Here is a 19,794-nt window from a genome sequence, read left to right as displayed (position 1 = left end):
AACTAAAATATGTTGATTGATAAACAAAAAACCGAAAACAAGCCGCAACGTAAGTCGCGGCTTGTTTGGTCTTCTTCTATCCTTTTATGCTTTACTTCTTGGCACGCCAATCGTTGACTTGCTGTTGGATTTCGGCCATCACTTTGTCGAGTCCATTGTCCTTAAGCTTTTGCTTCACTTTGGGTAAATTTTCCTTAGGGTCAATGGTTCCTGAAAACAATGCATTATAAACGGCGTCCTTGGCATTTTTCAAGTTAGCTATTTCTGTTGTGATCTTGGAGGTGTCCAACTGGAAGCCTAATAACGGAGCGTTCTTAGCCGATTCATTGAACACTTTAAACTTCGCCCACTTGTCCGCAGGGTCATTCGTGTTTAAATAGGTCAGCATCAAATTGCCTACGGAGAAAGCAGGAAAACCATAGCCACTGTCCGGAATGGCTTCTTTGGAGGTGGTCCCAGACTTTTTATAATGTACGTTTTCGATGCCATAATCGATTAAATTAATTAAATTCGCGTCCGTGTACAGTAAATTCAGAAACTCCATTGCTTTTTCAGGGTGCTTGGATTTCGCATTGATGGCCTGCAGCGAACCGGCGACGGACCAATTGAATGTAATTGGATCATGCATGGGCATACTGACGACGCCATAGCCTGCATCACTACTCCATAAATTATCCGCATACGGCTGGGAATCCGCTACATCCACGAGCCATTTGCCTGTTTTAAAATAATCGCCGGCATCGTTTTGCGTTGCCACGTCTTTAGGCAAATAACCAGCCTTATAGTATTTGTTCATCGTCTCCAAGTAGCTTGCAGCCTCCGGTGTATCCCATACATTGACAAGCTTATAATCTTTGGTATCGAGTGAAACACCGATGAACGGCAGATCGCTGAAAGGAAGATCATAGGGCAGAAACTCGGCAATTTTCGCAGGAATCGGAGGGATATTGGGTTCGTTTTCTTTAAACGTTTTCAGCAACGGCTCAAGATCCTGAATCTTTCGAACCTTGGACACGTCCAATTTGTACTTGTCTACGTAAGTTTTGTTAAAGCGGAATACGCGCTGCTGTGGGAGTTCTTTGTTCGTCGGCAGCCCATAGTTATGCCCGTTCACCTTCGTCCCTTCTAGGAAAGCCGGATTGAGTGCTTGCTTAATGCCTTGCCCTTTATCCGTCAACAGCTTATCAAGTTCATAAAAAGCACCCTTCTTGGCGTTAGCAAAGTAATCATTGGCCCACGAACTAGTGAAAGCAATGTCATAAGCCTCGCCAGATGCGATAATGATCTGCATTTTTTGAGAGTAATCCCCCCAATCGAGCATTTTCATTTCGACGGTCGCGTTAATTTTATCCTTGATATACTTGTTGATTTCATCATTAACTTTCGCAAGGTCTTTGGGCGGGGTACCAATTGTATACCAAATTAATTTAACCGGACCTTCGACCGATGCCTGAGTCGCGCCCGGACTTGCGGCTGCTGGACTGCTTTTCTCGCTGCTGTTTGTACAACCTGCCAAAACCGCACCTGCTAGGAGGGCGGACAACATAACGCTTGCCCACTTTCTCTTCAATCTGACCATCTCCCTTTTCCATCTGAATGTTTATTTTAACACCTGAAGAGTAAAACCCTTCAAGCCGCCAAAACCTTTCAAGCATGAGTGTCGTCAATCCTTAACCGCACCGATCGTTAGACCTTCAACAAAGTAACGCTGAAAAAATGGATATGCTAACACGATGGGACCTGTAGCCAGTACAACCATCGCCATACGAGAAGTCTCCTGCGGAAGCGAACGAAGCATTTCCCGGCTTTGACCGCTGTTCAGCACGGCTGAATTCTGAATAATAAACTGCATGCTCGTTTCAATACGCATCAACAATGATTGAAGCGGGACGAGCCGGTTCGAATCGATGTAAAGCAAAGCGTTGAACCAATCATTCCAATATCCGAGTGTACTAAAAAGCGCAATGGTTGCCAGTCCGGGAAGTGCTAACGGCAGAACCAAGTTGAAAAGGATTCTGAACTCGCTCGCTCCATCGATCTTGCCGGATTCAATAATCGGGTCAGGAATCATCGTCTGGAAAAACGTTCGAAGAATCACGATATTATAGGCATTCAGCGCCATTGGCAGAATTAGCGCCCAGATCGTATCTTTCAAATGAAGCAATTGAGCGGAGATAATATAGGTTGGGACTAGCCCCCCGCCGAACAGCATCGTAAAAAAAGCGAGGAAAGTGAAAAACTTGCGATAAGCAAAACTTTTGCGTGAGAGCGCATACGCGTATAACGTCGTCATGATGACTGTGAGGGCTGTACCTGCAACGGTGACAAATAAGGTTACCCCATAGGAATGAAACAATTGATCACCGGTTTTGAAAATATAGGAATATGCATGCAGGCTCCATTTCTCAGGTAATATCCGGTATCCCTTCTGCGCCAATGAGTTCTCATCCGTAAACGATATAACGATAACAAACAGGAACGGAAACAGGCAGGCAGCCGCGAACGAACCGGCAATACAATGGAGCAAAGCGTTCCAACCGAACGGAAGGCGATGGATACTGCGCAGTTTCCCCGGTTGTGTAGATGGCATCATGGGTAAGTCCCCTTCCAGAAATTATTTAGAAATGACGTTTAGAAAAGCGCTTGATCCTCATTCACCTTTTTCACCGTCCAGTTCGCCCCAACGACCAGAATAAATCCGATCACAGATTGATAAAAACCTGCAGCCGCCGCCAAGCCGAAATCACCAAGCACCTTCATGGAACGATAGACGTACGTATCGATAACATTCGTTACTGGGTACAGCATCCCCGAATCGCGTGGAATTTGGTAAAAGAGCCCGAAGTCAGCTCTGAAAATACCGCCAATCGCCAGAATCGTCAGGATTACCATCATCGGACGAATTAGCGGAACTGTAATCTTGATTGTCTGCTGCCATTTATTCGCACCATCAATCATTGCTGCTTCGTAATAGGATTTATCGATACCCGATATGGCAGCCAAATAGACGACACTCGAATAGCCGATCCCCTTCCACATGCTCATGAAGACGAGGATGAACGGCCAATATTTCATTTCCGCATACCACGCAATCGGCTCCGCCCCGAACCAAGCAAGCAATTGATTCAAGATCCCTTTGTCCACGCTTAGGAAACTGAAAGCAAAGTAACTGACGATGACCCACGAGAGAAAATAGGGCATAAACATCGCCGTTTGGTAAAACTTCGCGAGCTTTTTCTGAGTCAGATTAAATAAAATGATCGCCATGGTGACGGACAGAACCAAACCGAGGAATATAAAAACCAGATTGTATAGTACTGTGTTTCTTGTAATGATGAAAGCGTCATGTGCATGAAACAAAAATTCAAAGTTTTTGAAGCCTACCCATTTGGAGTGGATCAGCCCGGAGAAGAATCCGCCTTGATCCAACCGGTATTCCTTGAAAGCCAGAAGGGCACCAGGCATCGGTAAATAACAAAAGATAAGAAACCAGAGGGTTCCCGGTAATACCATAAGCAAAAACGCTTTATTCCTCCCCATTTCTCGCACAAATCGCCGCATATTGTCATTCCCCTTTTTCATCTGTCTGTGCCTCGCAAATTCAATCTATCACAGGGCATTCACCCAAAAATAGTGAACATACTTAAGCTTTGTTGTAAAAATTAAAGTTAGCTGCCTCCGCCTCAATTGATAGGGCAACTGCTTCATGTTATCGTAGAGCTACATCGTTCGAAATTCTTCCATGGAGATGATCGCTACGTCCAGGCTATCCAAATTTCATTTCATTTTTTTTCGTACGCGTCTCTTTAATCAGATCCTGCTTATTTTTTCCAGCATTACGATCGTCACCTTCTGTTCAATGGCCGTGCTTGTTTACAAATATTCAACCAATTCTCTGCTGCAAAAAGAGCTCGGCTCACAGCGACAGGCCGTTGACAGTGTCACCCGTTATCTGGATCGCCAGTCGGATCAATCCCATGAAATCGTCTTCCAGCTTTATCAGAATCAGACATTGCTGAATGACATGCTGTTCTTTCTTCGCAATGATTTGCAGTTTTATATTCAAAACCGGTTCAATAAATACATAGCTAGTAACAGCAGCGTGGACACGAATGTGGAAACCTTCATCCGCACTCAGTTGGAGCACGATTCGGATATCCTTCAAATCGCGTTGTACAGCCGCAAGATGTCGTTTCTTTTCACTTTTAACAAGGACAAAACCCAAAATTTACGCATGCTGCGGGAAGAAAATCAAACCGTTGCGGAAGCCGTCAGCCGCATGCGTCTGGAGAAAATGTCCAGTGTCCACTCCCTTGGGATCGCACCCATCCTAAGCATATCCAAAGCGGGTGCCTATACCTTTGCCATGGATCTTAATGATCCGGATACCCTCCAAACCGATGGAGTTCTCCTGATTACTTATCAACCGGACAGTATCCGCCGGGTTCTGGACATGAGCAGCGAGGAGCTGATGGGCCACAGTTTGGTGCTATTCCCGAATGGCCAAGTCATCTATGACTCCCAGCATCGTTACGATGGGAGAAATTATCCGTTCACTGAACAATTAAAAGCGTCTTCCGGCTTAAGCGGATTAGATGAGAAATCGTATACGTCAACGATGCGATCGGCAAAATCCAACGTCCTTGTTAGCGGTATCGTGCCCTTATCGGAGCTAGAGCATCGTTACTCCCATTTCCGGAACAGAGTAATCACAATTACAGGAATCGGCATCGCGTTAACGATCATTTTCTCGTACATCGCCATGTACCGCTATTCCAAGCGAACACGAGAAATCGTCAGGGCCATGAAGCTGGCCCAGCATGGTAATCTGACAGTCCGCGTGCCGACTGGACGCAAAGACGAGTTAGATGACATATCCCGCAGCTTCAACCGCATGTGCGAGGAATTAATGAGTCATATCAATCAGGTTTACGTTTCCGATATCAAGCAGAAGCAAGCGGAATTGATCGCTTTTCAGGCGCAAATCAATCCACATTTTTTGTACAATACACTGGAAGCAATCCGCATGAGCGCACTAAAGAACGGTGCGGATGTCGCAGGGGAGATGCTGTACTTGCTTGGAACGCTGTTTCGTTATGCGGTGAAGCCGGAGACGAGTGTTACGCTTGAGGAGGAGTCCGAGTATTGCAGGCAATTTCTCGAATTGTACCGTGTTCGCTATAGAGACAAAATCGATTACCGCATCTCGATCGAGGAAGGTTTTCATAAATTTCGCGTGTTCAAGCTCCTATTGCAGCCGTTGGTTGAGAATGCTATCGTGCATGGCATCCGGACAGCCAGATCCGGCAATATGATAAGCATCCATGCGCATGCCGATGATACTACATCTTCCCTTATCATAGAGGTTAGTGATAACGGAGCAGGCATGGCTCCGGAGCGTCTTACCACACTACAAGACTTGCTTGCGGGAAAAGGGCATGCTAGCGCCTCCCCTTCACTTGGCCTGCGCAACGTTCATGAACGGATTCGGCTGATCTACGGGGAAGGATTCGGTTTAGAGATTAGCAGCCGTCCGAACGCAGGGACGATCGTTCGCGTACGGCTTCCATATGAAGGGGGGATATTTCATGCTTAATGTTTGGATTGTCGATGACGAACCCTTCATCCTCGACGGACTTGCCAGTCTTATAGAGTGGCAGTCCCTTAAGCTCGTTTTGGCGGGGAAAGCTGAGAACGGCGTTGATGCCCTTGCGCAAATTGAACAGCAAAACGCTCACGTTGATATTCTGATTACGGACATTGCGATGCCGGAAATGAATGGTCTCGAGCTGCTGCGCATTCTCAAAGAAAGAAACCCGGAGCTGAAATGCATTATTCTCAGCGGCTACAATGAATTCGATTATATTCGCCAAGGCATGCGCATTGGCATCGAGAATTATTTGCTGAAACCCATTCATTTCGAGGAGCTTACACAAACCCTACTCAATACCGTTGAGAAGCTGAACCGTTCCAAAATCGATATGTTGGATCAGGATCAGCGAGAATTGCTGAAAGATAACATCCTGTACCGTTGGGTCACAGGCCGTATCGGCAGCGAGCAATGGAAGCTGAGATCCGACTTCCTGCAGCTGCAGCTTAACGTTCCGTCCGTCATCGCAGCAATTGTCAAACCCAGCGCGGATGATGCTGCAACTTTCCCTAGGCAAGCCCTCCATATCCGAAGGATGGCCGCCACTTTCATGGAAAACAACGATATTCCCTTTCTCATCTTTCAGAATATTGATGATCATGTCGTTCTCGTATTGGATGCCGGCGGGAGCTTTTCCAACAAACTGGCCGATTTGCGATCCTATATGGATCAGTTCGCTGAGTTGTTATTCACGACGCTGGGCTTACGTCCAACAATCGCATTAGGCTCTGTGGAATCGGATTTCGAGGATGTGCCGGTCAGTTACCGTAATGCCTTGCATGCATTGGAGTACGAACTGCTTTTTCCCCATGAGAGGCTGTTGGACTTTGAACGCATCACTTCGACCAACGGCAGCAACCAAGACTCGTTTGTGGTCGATCCTCAAGAATATCTGCTTCTAGCCCACGCTTCTGATGACCAGGCACTTCATCAGCAAATTAGCGATTACTTTGCTACTTTCTCACAAATTGAAGGCATTTCGCCTGCGGTGCTTCGACATTCCGTCGTCGAACTCATTATTCAAATGAAAAAATGGCTGAATGATTTCGAACAGAGCCATCCGGTCTCGCAAACGTACCATGACATTATGAACCAAATCAGCGTTGCGACCACCATGGAACAACTGAAAGGCCTCGTCCATGCGATGGGGGACGTGGTTTCACAGGCTTTGAGCCTAAGAATGGAGAAGAGTCCGGTCATCAGACAGGTTCAGGATTATGTACAGCGTTGTTATATGGAGGATTTTTCACTGAAAACTTTAGGGCAAACGTTTCGTATCCATCCCGTTTATTTGGGTCAGTTATTCCAAAAGGAAACCAATCAAACGTTCTCCGATTATCTAAATCGGTTCCGCATCGAAAAAGCGATGAATCTGATGAGAACAACATCCTTGAAAACGCAGGATATCGCCAAAGCCGTAGGCTACTGGGATACGGCCCATTTCTACAAGCATTTCAAGAAAGTTGTTGGCGTCGCCCCCGCTCAATATCGCAAACTGATGTGAACCCACGCAAATAGGCCACCGCCGGAATACTCCTGACGGTGGCGAATGCAGGATAACATACAAGCTACAAGCTGGTATGTGAGAGAAAAGAAACCCGAACCGTCCTCATTATGGCGGTTCGGGTTTCTCTTCTACAATCCGGGACTTGCCCCGTCAAAGTCCTAGCTTAATCTTCAAAATCACGACTGCGTGGGCAGGTACAGGATACAATCTGCCGTCCAAATGGAGCGAGGAAGAGGTCGGCACCACGCGTGTCATCTGTTCCATGGTATTGTACGCATCTGGCTCATCGGCTGTTAAGAGCAGTTGTTTTCCGGCGATTTCCTTCATGTTCGTACCACGGATATCCAGCTCTGTATGAATGACAGATGCGGACGGATTAACCAGCTTCACGATCAGCTCGTTGTTCGTCTCATCCAACGTCGTAACCGAGGTCAAATAAGGAATGGCGCCATAGGCATGCTCATGGACGAGTTGTCCGTCTAGGTAACAACTGACCTGGTCGCGGCCGACAACGATACGCAGCTGCTGGTACTCAGCGGGCGTGATGCTGACCTTCGCATCCGCTGCCAGCTTGACGCGCGACCATCCCACGATGCGGACAAGCCGGCTGTCACCAGATGGCTCCAGCTCCCACAGAAAATAATTCTGCTTCTCCCACTGCTGATGGCGGTCGAGGAAGCGCAGCTTCAATCCATGCTCATCAAGCTTTACGTTCAACGTGACCTCCATTTGCTGCCACGAGGCATCGCCGATCCACAGAGCATTATGAAAAACACGGGAGGATGACGATTGCTCGCTAAGACGTTCCAGCTGTAACAAGGTATCGCTCCCAGACGAGATACGCAAGTCCTTTACCAGCCCAAGCTCGCTCAAGCTAAGCCCTAAGCCGCCGTGAATACGCGGAGGAAGATGATCTGATGTGACCTGGCTCTCCACGACGAATTCACCGCGATTCTCTCCGAACAGCTTCTGCACATAGTAGGATGGCGTACCGTACGCTCGGGTACTGTCAAAATAAATTAAATTCGGGTCCCACACCGTATGATGGATATTCGCAAACAGAGGGGCATAAGAGGACATGACAACAATGTCCTGATTGCGCTCCATGCCGGTCATAAAGGCGGCTTCGCTTAACGCTCCCTGTAGTGTTCCGTTCTTATTGTCGACAATCATCGCATATTCACCGACATAGATTTTCGGGCCGCTGCGGTCATAATGGTCGTACATGTCATGATACAGCTGATAGAATTCATTATCTGCATAGAAATGCTCATCCACAATTTCGACCGGCAGATCCTTTGTTTCTGTGCCGACCTCCCAATGGGTGTTCCAGATCGTTACGATTTCTGGGTAGGCCGCCTTCACCGCGTCGTAGAACACCTTGTAGCGGACGTTATACTCAGGACCGAAATTCTCGTTGCCGATCTCGATATACTTCAGGCCAAATGGCTCGGGGTGGCCATGCTGCGCCCGCAAAGCTCCCCACTTACTCGTGACCGGACCGTTGGCATATTCAATGGCATCAAGCATATCCTGCACCCATTCATCCAGCTCGTCCATAGGTATAAGCTCGCCGGGCCTGCCTTGGCAAGTCAGCCCGCAGTTGACGACAAACATCATTTCCAGCCCCATATCTTCGGCCATTAGCAAATATTCGTAATAGCCGAGTCCGTTCGTCGTCCGGTAATGCCACAGTGTCCAGTGGGATATCCGCTCCGATAGGTCGCCGATGGTCTTCTTCCATCTGTATGCGCTCTCCACAGAGAAGCCCTCAACGAAGCAGCCCCCGGGAAACCGGAGGAACGTCGGCGCAAGCCCCTGGAGCATGCTGACAAGATCAGAGCGAAGGCCATTCTTCCGCTTTTGGAACGTATCGGCTGGAAACAACGATACCAGCTCCAACCAGTACGTTCCGCACGTTCTGGAAGAGATGACAAGCCGCGCGTCAGGATTACTGTCCTTGCTTTCGAGCGTCAGCTCCATTTTCTGCCACTGCTCAGATCCAATGCAGACCGATTGCGAGGCATGAACCGCTGTTCCAGATGAATCCTCTAACGTAATGTCCAGGAAACCAGAGAAACCTGCATCTTTCCTCGCGTAGAAGGACAACTCGTATTTGGCCCCGGCATGAACGGGAATCCCCCAGAATCCGCTATTGCAGACCGCAGCTCGGCCACCTTCCGTACACGCAATATCGACACGAAGCGAGAGCGGATTGGCTGCATTGAGCGGCTGGGAATTATCCAACTGCATGCTGGCTTCTGTGCCTTCTTTGAGAACCAGCTGCCAGCCCGGTATCGGATCGGAATTATCGAATGGGCTTGTCCAGCCAGCAGGCGTATGCATCGTGCATCCATCCACATGGCACCGGTCAGGAACGATCATATCCTCAAACGAGCGGTTGTTGATCAGCTCGGCATAGAGCCCACCATCGCCGGCATGGTTAATCTCCTCAAAGAACAAGCCGTACATGGTCGGGCTGACCGGGAACTGCTTTCGGTCGGCATGGATCGTTACTTTTGCGGATTTACTCATCGTTGCTCAATCCCCCTATGGATTAATAATTTTATTTAATGATTAACATAATTATGATGCATTATACGACTGGATACTTACCATAATTACGACTTTTTCTATGCAAAATAACGACTTTTGCACAGAATCTGCACATGGTTAGCGCATCGGCGGTATCATTGGTGTGCTGATAGACACACAATAAGGGCTTCCCCTTTCGGCAAATATGCCGCATAGGAGAAGCCCTTATATTGAAGTTAAGATATCATCTTCTCTATGGGGTGTCCAATAAAGTCGGTTTCTATCCTTTTGCGCTATATAGCTGTTTGAATTCGGATGGCGTCATGCCTGTATGTTTTTTAAACAGTTCACTGAAATGCGGCCTGTCTTCGTATCCGAGTGCTTGTGCGATTTCTTGAACTTGTTTGCCTTGGGCGAGCATAAGCTTGGCCTGCTCCATCCGTTCTGTTGTCACAAACTGTACAACGGTCAACCCCGTAACTTTCTTAAACAGATTGGCAAAATAACTGCCGCTCAAAAAAACCAGTTTGGCGTAATCAATAACTGTCATGTTAGAGGCCACATTTTGACGTATGTGCTGAATCACTTGTTCTACGACTTGATTCGTATCTTCTACGTGTTGCTTCTGAATTAATTCGCAGCCGATCCTGCACAGTTCCTTGATGTTTCCTTGGAGCTCCTTCAGCTTGTAGAAGGAAAGATTTTTGATATACATGAAATGACGTTCGACTTGTTTCATTTCTTCATCCGTTAGCTTCTCTGAGAAAACACGTTTGATCAGGAAGGCCAGATCATCATAGTACCCCTTAACCACCTCTGGAGCCGGAGGCACGGAGGTCGTAACCGTTTCCTCAAATAGCTCGTCCACAATGGCACATGCTTTATTTAAGTTTCCAGACCGCAGGCAATAAGAGAGCTCTTTCTCCTTTTCCAGGGAGTAGCGCGGAACAGTCTGATGGTTTGGGCTCATATTTTGATAACTGTAGACAGTGTTGCCGCCAGTGTAGAAACTATACGAAAGGGCAGCAATCGCTTGCGCATAAGAATACGAAATTTGATGGATCGCCAAAACTTCTTCCCCAAGGCCTAGGGATACGGTGTATCTGGAATACTTTGCAACATTTTCACGGCACTGCTCCGAAATGGCTTCCACGCTTAGCGAATCCGGCGGATTGAATATGACTACAAACCGGTTCGTGTTATCACGGAACACAAATCCTTTGGTAAACCTCCTTAAGCTTTCTTCCAAAATATTTTGCACCGTAAACCGGATTAGCTCTACCTCCTGCACAGGTAAAGTTTCCGTCTGTTCAGCGAACTGATCAATTTCCGTCAGCATAACAACAAAGCGCTCCCGTTCCAGTCCGATGTTCAAGAAATCCCAACGTTTGGCCGCTAGTTCGGGAGTCGTTCGAAATTGCAGCAGCAGTTGGAAATATTCCTGCCTTAAATATGGCAAGCTTTCCCGAAGTTTTCTTTCCATCTCCTGATAGCGCTGAGTTTCCCCCATTTCCTCTTCGATCGACATCCTTGCCTTTAAGACCACTTCGATAATTTTCTTCGGTGTAATCGGTTTGACAATGTAATCAAACGCACCGAGTTGAACGGCTTGCTGCGCATACTGAAAATCGGTGTATCCACTTAAAAAAATGATTCTCGTGCGTGGAAACTTTGTCAATACCTGCTTTGTCATTTCCAAACCGTTGAGTTTCGGCATGCGAATATCGGTCAAGACAATGTGGGGCTCTGTTCTCTCGATGAGTTCAATGCCTTTCTCACCGTTGCTCGCTGTTCCTACAATGCGAATGCCATGCGTTTCCCAATTGATTTGACTCGCGATCCCATCCACCACAGTCTTAATATCATCAATTACACACATCCTAAGTTCTGTCGTCATTTGATATATCCCTCACCTGCTAGTGGTATTGTTAGAGTGACCGAGGTAGATACATAGGGTTCGCTGCTCATTTCGATATCCGCTTCATTACCGTAATGCAGCCGCAATCGGCCATAGACGTTGCGGAGTGCATAGCTTTTTTGGTGCGCTTGCTCTAGCCGCATATCCGCCATGACGGGTTGGACGTCCATGCCTGCACCATTATCCTCAACTCGAAGCCGCAAACTTGAATCCGTACGTGTTATAGAGATCTTAATGGTTCCTGTTTCCTCCATTTCTTGAAAGCCATGTAGAATGGAGTTTTCTACCAAAGGCTGCAAGATAATTTTCAATATCGGTTCCTCCAGCAGGGACTCATCCTCCAGCTCAATCGTGTATTCAAACAGATCCTCATAGCATTTTTGCTGAATAATCAGATACTGCCTGACGTGGTCGATTTCCATAGCTAGCGTTGTCAACTCGTGTCCGCCGTTGAGACCTAACTGGAACAGCAGCGAGAGCGAAGTGATCATTTCGGTAACATCATGATTCTGGGAGCTTTCTGACTTCCAAAGAATTGTGTTTAATGTGTTATATAGAAAATGCGGATCGATTTGCGCCTGGAGCGCCTTTACCTCCATCTTGCGTTTCTCGAACTCAGCATCTTTGACGTTCTCAATGAGTGAAGCGATTTCTTCCAGCATCCGGTTAAACTTTAACCCTACTTGCGTAACCTCATCTTGGTACTTGCTGGAAAACCTTACATCCAGATTATTATTTTCAACCTTCCTCATCAACCCTTGCAGTTTATGCAGCGGCTTCAGAAGCACGCTCGAGATGACATTGGACAGTACGAATGCCAATACGACACAGCACAACATGATGATCAGTGTGGTTGTTTTGATCTTGTTCACCTGGCGAAGCAAATCCGATTGCGTTTGCAGACTAACCATCGTCCAATTATCGGTCATCGTAAGCCGCGAATAATTGACTAGATAGGGCTTGCCTTCGAGGTTATATTTGAAAAATCCGCGGTCTTGAGCCTGTAACTGCTCTAGAAAAGCCGGGTCATCTTGAAATACAGACTTTTGGCTGTTTATGGGTAGAACAGTCTCACCGTTCCGTGAGATCAGAAAATAAGTACTGGCATGGTCGAGCAAATCGTCGGTGACGACACTGCGTAATGCGTCTTCTTTCACATTAACGACAACATTAACTTCGCGAAATTTATATTCGGTGACTGGCTTCATGATCATAGAGATGACCCTTTGCTTCCCGGAGAAGAGGAGATCCTCATGGTCTTCCACCCAAACAACTCGATCAGGGCTATCCAAATAAGGAGCTATGGCTGTATTCTTGAGTCGAACCTGACTGTTTCGAAGATCATTTGTAGCAAACAGTTCGCCGATCGGCGTATCTACTAAGACGGATTGAATGGAAGGTTCAATCAATTTCATTTGTCCAAACGGCGTTTGCAGTGAAGATAACCGTGTATAATAGTTTGTCCCATCATTTGCCGCCACATCATCCATGGCCAGCTTGAACGGATCACTAAGCATCATGGAGGAGGTTGCCACAATGATATGCCGCAGCTTTTCGTCCAGTACGCGTGCCGATTTATTCAGCGTATTCTGACTGGAAATAAACGCCCCCCTTTCTGTCGATCGAAAGGCAATCCAATAAGACATAATACCCGTAAGCGCAATGGAGAGAATTGTCAGCATCAAAACGGAAATACGCAGCCGTTGGCGGAGAGAAAGCTGATAGTACCATCTTTTCAAACTGTCCCATCCCCTTCTGGATATTCATAAACGTATAGAGATAAAAGATAAGAGACGCGCTGCTTTCGGCTGCGCGCCCCTTGCCCTATGGTTATCATTTTTCACCTAATGAAGCTTACTTTGCAAGGCTGCCCTGCAGCTTATTCGGATCGAAGCTCGGATTCGCTTTGGCTTTCGTATCGCCCGCCGTACGTGCTTTATCCAATCCGGCATTGTAGCGAGTCGTCAAATCTGTTAAGATCTTGTCCAAATCTCCGCCTTCAAGCATATATTTCATAATGGCGTTACCAGTTTTCATTCCTTCTACCTTCGTTTCCGTCACGCCAACCGGTGTTGGAGCGTACAGTGCGTCGAATTTTGTAGGTAAAAAGCCTTCGATACCCGGTGTTGTTGGCTTTTTGGCAACAGCGTTAACGTCCGGCACAATGGAGATCCCGTAACCTTTTTCATGATATTCCTTTTGGAAATCTAGATTGTAAATGTATTGCATAAATTTCCAAGCTTTATCTTTATTCGCCGTGCTTTTACTGATACCGATATAGTTCCCGGCAATAACGGATACGGTCCCTTGTTGGCTGCCATCGATCGTAGGCGGCAGGGCCGCGCTCCAGTTAATTTTTGTTGGGAATTGGCTTTGGTATACAGCAGGTTCCCCAGAGTGATTAAAATACATACCGATCTTTCCTGCAGCGAACTGTGCGCGCAGCGGATCAATGTCGAGCGACTCAACCCCAGGCAGCATGCTGCCGTCCTGCTTCATCTGACGGAGCGCCTCAACAATCGGCTTGTACACCGTGTAATCGAACAGTCCTGTTTTGTAATTGTAGCCATCTACCACGGAAGTTCCGCTGAGCGATCCGATCGGATTGGCGATCCTGCTGAAGGCAGACCCAGGGTTTTTGAAGTTTTCCGCGAAACCGTAGGCGCCAATATCTTTACCGGCTTCCGTAATTTTTTTGGCATCTTCTACCAATTCTTTGATCGTTTTCGGCGGTGCGGTGATTCCTGCTTTTTGGAAGAGATCAACGTTGTAAATCAATCTCCAATATTGCCCCGTATGCGGAAGTGAGTAGATTTTGCCATCCATCGTATTTAACTCTTCAACCAGCAAATTGTTGTACCGCTTCTTCATTTCGTCCGTCATCATATCGTTAATCGGCTGTAAATATCCTTTCTTCACAAACCCGGAAAAATCATTCGTCCTTAAGATGTCGGGTGCTTGGTTGCTTGCAAAAGCAATATCGACCGACTGATTAAAGTTATCAGCAAGAACCGTCATTTCAACTTCAATATTGTCCTTGTTTGTTTCATTGAATTTCTTGATGACTTCCTTCATGTAATCGGCATCGTGACGGTCAACTGTCCAATAAGACAGCTTCGTCTTCGCTCCTCCTGGGGTAGCGGAAGCAGAAGCATCTGTCGTTTTCGGCTGAGCCGTTTGTCCACCGCAAGCCGCTAGTGAAGCGACCATCGTTACGCCAAGCAGCGTGTTTAACACCATTTTTTTCTTCATGTTATAAAACCCTCCTAGTTTAGTTTACCTTAAGACTTGCTTTTAAACCAAAATGTAACTGCTTTCATCATAATTCCTCAGCACTTGGAACCGTGAAGGACAAATCAACTTTTGATAGTGGGAGAAAACACTTTCCTGAGGTATCTACAATCGGTTACCCTTTAACGCTTCCAGCTGTCACTTGGACAAATGACTTGTTCGCCAATACGTATACAACAAGGATCGGAAGGAAAGAAAGACACGCGCCCGCCATCATAAGGTGTGATTCCGCAGCGGCACCGATTCCGTATCGCAAATTGGCCAGTCCCACCGTCAACGTTTGCAATTTCGGATTCGTCATTGTGAATACCAGAGGCAAAATGTATTCATTCCATGCGCCGCGGAACGTGAATAAAGCGGTAACGCCAAGAGCCGGACTTAATAACGGAAGTATAATTCGCCAGTAAACCGTATAGAAATTGCACCCATCGATGTAAGCCGCTTCGTCCAGATCTTTGGGAATTGCCTTGAAAAAGCCAATCAGCATAAAATAGACCGTGGCATGCGCGCTGATCAAGATGATAATGACTCCCCAGAGTGATTTATTGAGGCCAAGCTTCACCATAAGATCGAACTGCGGCCTTAGTACAACCGCACCGATGGAAATAAACATCGTACTAGCCTGGAGCATCACGTACAATCGTTTACCAGGGAATCTCGTACGATCGACAGCATAAGCGGACATCGAGGCTACGAGCAGTGTGCCGATCGTCACAATTGTGCTGATAAAAAGGCTGTTCCATGTAAACTGTGCAAAATTTGCCTGCTTCCAAGCTGTTGCGTAGTTAGAGAACTGCCAGACAGTGGGCAGCAGGGTTGCTCCCGTTGTTAACTCTGCATTCGTTTTAAATGAACCCAATATCGCCATAACGATTGGAAATAGCGTAAAGAAAGCGATCACCAGTAAAAATAGCCATTTCAAGGCTTGCCCAATGACATATCCGCTTCTGATAACACCAGATTTCGTAGTTGTATGCATCCTGCAATCCCCCTTTTTAATCCTGATTCAGCCTCTTGGACAGATAGAAATAGACAATCGTAATTCCCCCGACAATCAGAGCCGTTACAAACCCTGCTGCACTACCGTAGCCGATCTGCTGCACAGTCGCAGACGAAGTGGAAACCGGGAAAAATAATTTAAACACATAGAGATACATAACATCGGTTTTACCAAAGGGTCCACCTTCGGTCAGCACCATAATGCTTTCATAGCCTTTCAATGCCGTGATGATAGCGAGCATAATGATCATTTGTAGAACTGGACCCAGCATAGGAATCGTAATGCTCCAAAATTTCTGCGCGGCATTCGCTCCATCGATAGATGCACTCTCATACAAGTCATCGGGAATGCCTTGCAGTCCGGCGATGAAAAGCAGCATATAGTTGCCGATCGCCCCCCAGATCGCGGTAATAATGACGGTCAGCATCGCGTAATTCGGTCCCAGCCAATCCACTGCTTTGGAAATCAAGCCATACTTGATCAGAAATTGATTGAGTAATCCGTTATACGAATTAAAAATAGTGAAAAATACGATGGACATCACCGAGGTACTAATAATGGTCGGCATAAAATAAATGGCGCGCAGAAACACTTTACCTTTCAATCCTTTATTTAAAATGACAGCAAGTATAAGTGAAATCGGCAGGACAATGATGATTTTCCCGCTCGCATAAATGAATGTGTTATACACCGAGTGCCAAAATTCTTGATCCCGAAATAATCTCGAAAAATTATCGAGTCCAATAAATTTTTTTGCTCCGTACCCTTGATAATCGTAAAACATATAGCTAAGCGCCCAAACAATCGGATAGATCCCAAGCGCTAACGTCAAAAATAGACTGGGAAAAATGAATACATAGGAATTGAAAATCGACATCCTTTTTCGCATCGTGCATCTACTCCTTTTGGTTTTTGTACTCCAAGCATAGTACAACCCCGCTCGGGTACGGGAGCGGCAATTCAACTGTGACCGTAGGACAATTCAACTGTGTTACATCGGGTAAAATCGGATACCTTCATCCTCGGCTCCATAGCAATAAGCCGCAAAGATATCTCTGCGGCTTAGCACGTTTATTCAATTATTTAGGTAGAAGAGAGAGAGCTCTCTTTCCCATTTAAGCTTCAAGACAGCACCATGCCTAGCTCCCCGCGGCAGCTGAATCATTGCGCTAACGTCCTCCCACTTTTTCAAGTCTAATGATCGGTAAGCGCTATAATACTGCTCTTGAAAGCCGTCAACCAGCATGATCCATATTGGTCTCCCACCCTCTTCCAAGACGTACATCGTTGGTCCCTCGGTAAGTGCAGGTGTCAAAAGGTCAGATATATGGCTAACCGAAGGGGTATCATCCTCTTCCTTAGCCAGATGACAGGAACGGATCGCCTTATAGGCTGTTCCTTTTTCGTTAATCCCCCGTTCATCTTTATACAACATCAAATAGTGATCCCCCAGATCCATGACGCTGGCATCGATTACGTTGTATCCGGGATCAAAAAATAGGGATGCCCCCGAAAAGGTTTCAAAATTACGAGTCGTCACAGACCATATCCGGTGGTTTCTTGTACCCTGTCCTACAGTGGAAGACCAAATAATTCGATACTCCCCCCGCACCGTGTCATAGAAAATTTCCGGAGCCCAAGTGTTCTGTGTTGTTGGTAGGTGCTCCATAACTGGAATCAGCTTTTCATCGTGCCAATGGATCAAGTCGCTTGAACGCGCGTAGCCGATACTCCGGCTGCGCCATCCGTCCGTCCAAATGAGATGAAATACCCCTTCTTCATCCTCCAGCAGAAATGGATCCCGAAGCTGTTTCGTTCCAATACTGGATTCAAATAAAGGCTTTCCTCCGTTCCGTTCCTCCCATTGCAGGCCGTCATTGCTTGAAGCCAAGAACAATTTCTCCTCTTTCTCTTTGAAATAACTGAACAGGTACATCGTCAGATTTCCCCTTCTATCGCGTCCAGTTGATTTCGTTACAATCGATATGAATATCCAGATTTCCCGCCTTATCCTTATAGGAAATCGAGACATCTTGCCGCCTATGGTCAATCTCCAGGCGTGTTATTTGTGGCGGTACCGTATTTTCCTCTAAGTCAACCGGTGTGCAGACAGTCACGATCCCCAATTTACCGGTCATTGTTCCTTTACCGACAATGGTTGATGTTTCCTCTTTGACACCATATATTTCAGAAACCCATCCCTGCTCGCTGACAACAGTAAAATGACCTGTCTGATCGCTGCTCGTTTTCCAAAGCATATGCAGTTGAAGGTCTGAGGAATAGTCAACCGTTGTCTTCGGCATGTTATCTAGAGGGCCTCCATCCAAAATTCTAACATTCGTGGAGGGAGGAAGCTGAAACCTCTGTTCAAAGTCATGCCTACCTTCGGCTTCCAGCCAGTCCACGATAATCATCAGATTGCTCTCTTTGCAAAGCAGCAGCCATCGGCGATGCAGAACCGGGTCATCCAACCTCATGTAACCATTATGGGAGGCATCGATAAAATCATACTCCTCCCCCGTGATCCATCGGTTCGTCACGCATTCTGCAAGCGGTTTTCCCCATTCCTGCGTGGAAACATATGGCGTCTGATCCAGCCCATCCACTGTAACCGTATTATGCGCTCGGGTGCTCTTGAAATAACGGCGCCACTCCCCTTCCTCATAGGTATACCTGCCTGGATCAAGAAAGAGCAGGTTGCGCTTCCACATCCATTCCAAATTCAGGGCATCCGCATGTCCATGGGCCCCTCCCATAGAGGCGGCGTCAAAAAATACATAATGTTGTTCATCCTTCATGATGTAAAACCCCGTTTGCGGAAAGGACACCGTAGCAGGAAGCTGCGGTTTGTAGGACTGCTGTTGTATTTTGAACGTCTCATACTTGTCACGACCGAATATCCAAAGAATTTCAGCGCTAATATTGCCCATTGAGATAAATTGCTCATCTTCCAGGATCGCACCCAATAAGGCAAGACGCTCCGTACTAGAACTTATCAGATCGGAATCACCCAAAGCTGTAGAGCCTTGATCGGGTCTGATCATCGCATGCGTGAATGCTGCCATTCTGCGAAGATTGTTTCCATACCATTCTGACATCGGATAACCAGATACCTTCCCAAGTAAATAGGGAGTGCCAAACATCTCAATACTCCCATTATGATAATGCATCGTTAATTCGCATTGTACACCATCCGGATCAATCTGATGGACCATGCACAGTTCCAGCCGCTCAGTGGCAAATTGTCGCCAAAATGAGGCCCTCGGATGGTCATTATAAAAAACGCTAATCATAAATAAGCCCTGCATATGCATGATGGCATGATTGATTTCCGTATTCCCCAAATAGCTCGTCAAATAATTGGCATGCTCAACTAAAGCCGATTTAAACTCTTCTCGGAAGCTATCCGAAATAACCGGACTTCCCTCCATGTATTTAAAAGCGGATATCCATGATTGAACACGTAGTCCAACCTCCAATAAGCGCCAAGGCCCCGGTTGTTGAAAAAAAGTAGCTTCCTCATAGGAAAGATTCTTCGGGACAGGGTTCTGCAGCCTCCAGCCTCGCAGGTGTTTGACAAACGTATGGACGTACTCCTCTTTTAGCGTCATCAAATACGCTCTGCCCAAATCCAGCATGTACCAATGCCGATTGAGAACCCACGTGAATTCGAGATCCTTTGAAGGATTATACTGCCAATCTATGGGATCCCCCATGTCAACCCAATGATCCATGTCCATCGTAAAGGGAACTCGAAACTTGTTCTTACATGCTTGCTCCGCTTTTTCAATAGAAGCCTCCGCCAGCTCTGGATACTCTTGACGATAATGTTCCCCCGTATCCATCAATTCCTGCTTGTTTAAATAATAGTTCATTTCGATTTTCCTCCTTGC

At 46.7% G+C, this 19,794-nt stretch carries 13 protein-coding genes; 2 read left to right on the top strand and 11 right to left on the bottom strand.

The window, feature by feature from the left end; translation table 11 throughout:
- Positions 1-91 precede the first annotated feature (91 nt).
- The 3 genes from AC58P7_RS21760 to AC58P7_RS21750 form a co-directional block, all read right to left on the bottom strand.
- Entirely contained in the window at positions 92-1,579 is a 1,488-nt protein-coding gene (locus AC58P7_RS21760) for an ABC transporter substrate-binding protein (protein ID WP_497346567.1), read from the bottom strand.
- 84 nt (positions 1,580-1,663) lie between these two features.
- The gene (locus tag AC58P7_RS21755; protein ID WP_497346565.1) at positions 1,664-2,593 is read right to left on the bottom strand and encodes a carbohydrate ABC transporter permease; all 930 of its coding nucleotides are present in this window, start codon (positions 2,591-2,593) and stop codon (positions 1,664-1,666) included.
- Between the two features lie 38 nt (positions 2,594-2,631).
- Positions 2,632-3,561, bottom strand: a complete 930-nt coding sequence (locus AC58P7_RS21750) for an ABC transporter permease (RefSeq protein ID WP_497346563.1) — start codon at positions 3,559-3,561, stop codon at positions 2,632-2,634.
- A 181-nt stretch (positions 3,562-3,742) separates the two neighbouring features.
- Here AC58P7_RS21750 and AC58P7_RS21745 point away from each other — a divergent pair, with 181 nt between their 5' ends.
- A complete protein-coding gene (locus AC58P7_RS21745) occupies positions 3,743-5,596 on the top strand; it encodes a sensor histidine kinase (RefSeq protein ID WP_497346561.1) in 1,854 nt (617 codons plus the stop codon).
- Positions 5,589-7,154: a response regulator gene (locus AC58P7_RS21740; protein WP_497346559.1), complete on the top strand. Its 1,566-nt coding sequence runs from the start codon at positions 5,589-5,591 to the stop codon at positions 7,152-7,154. The genes AC58P7_RS21745 and AC58P7_RS21740 overlap by 8 nt, the downstream gene beginning before the upstream one ends.
- Positions 7,155-7,307: 153 nt before the next feature.
- Here the strand turns inward: AC58P7_RS21740 and AC58P7_RS21735 are convergent, their stop codons facing one another.
- From AC58P7_RS21735 to AC58P7_RS21700, 8 genes are all read right to left on the bottom strand, one after another.
- On the bottom strand, positions 7,308-9,692 hold the full coding sequence (locus tag AC58P7_RS21735; protein WP_497346557.1) for an alpha-L-arabinofuranosidase family protein: 2,385 nt from the start codon (positions 9,690-9,692) through the stop codon (positions 7,308-7,310).
- Positions 9,693-9,972: 280 nt separating this feature from the next.
- Positions 9,973-11,589 (bottom strand): response regulator, encoded by a 1,617-nt coding sequence (locus AC58P7_RS21730; protein ID WP_497346555.1) that lies wholly within the window; start codon positions 11,587-11,589, stop codon positions 9,973-9,975.
- Positions 11,586-13,349, bottom strand: coding sequence for a sensor histidine kinase (locus AC58P7_RS21725; protein WP_497346553.1), 1,764 nt, complete (start codon positions 13,347-13,349; stop codon positions 11,586-11,588). The genes AC58P7_RS21730 and AC58P7_RS21725 overlap by 4 nt, the downstream gene beginning before the upstream one ends.
- A gap of 115 nt (positions 13,350-13,464) precedes the next feature.
- The gene (locus AC58P7_RS21720) at positions 13,465-14,862 is read right to left on the bottom strand and encodes an ABC transporter substrate-binding protein (RefSeq protein WP_497346551.1); all 1,398 of its coding nucleotides are present in this window, start codon (positions 14,860-14,862) and stop codon (positions 13,465-13,467) included.
- A 154-nt stretch (positions 14,863-15,016) separates the two neighbouring features.
- Entirely contained in the window at positions 15,017-15,880 is an 864-nt protein-coding gene (locus tag AC58P7_RS21715) for a carbohydrate ABC transporter permease (RefSeq protein WP_497346549.1), read from the bottom strand.
- Positions 15,881-15,896: 16 nt separating this feature from the next.
- Positions 15,897-16,790, bottom strand: a complete 894-nt coding sequence (locus tag AC58P7_RS21710; RefSeq protein WP_497346547.1) for a carbohydrate ABC transporter permease — start codon at positions 16,788-16,790, stop codon at positions 15,897-15,899.
- A 186-nt stretch (positions 16,791-16,976) separates the two neighbouring features.
- Complete coding sequence (locus AC58P7_RS21705) at positions 16,977-17,837, bottom strand: glycoside hydrolase family 43 protein (RefSeq protein ID WP_497346545.1); 861 nt, start codon at positions 17,835-17,837, stop codon at positions 16,977-16,979.
- A 16-nt stretch (positions 17,838-17,853) separates the two neighbouring features.
- Positions 17,854-19,776: an alginate lyase family protein gene (locus tag AC58P7_RS21700; protein ID WP_497346543.1), complete on the bottom strand. Its 1,923-nt coding sequence runs from the start codon at positions 19,774-19,776 to the stop codon at positions 17,854-17,856.
- Between the last annotated feature and the right edge of the window lie 18 nt (positions 19,777-19,794).

The organism is Paenibacillus sp. J22FR5 (assembly GCF_059691975.1).
This window is presented reverse-complemented; position numbering and strand designations above follow the sequence as displayed.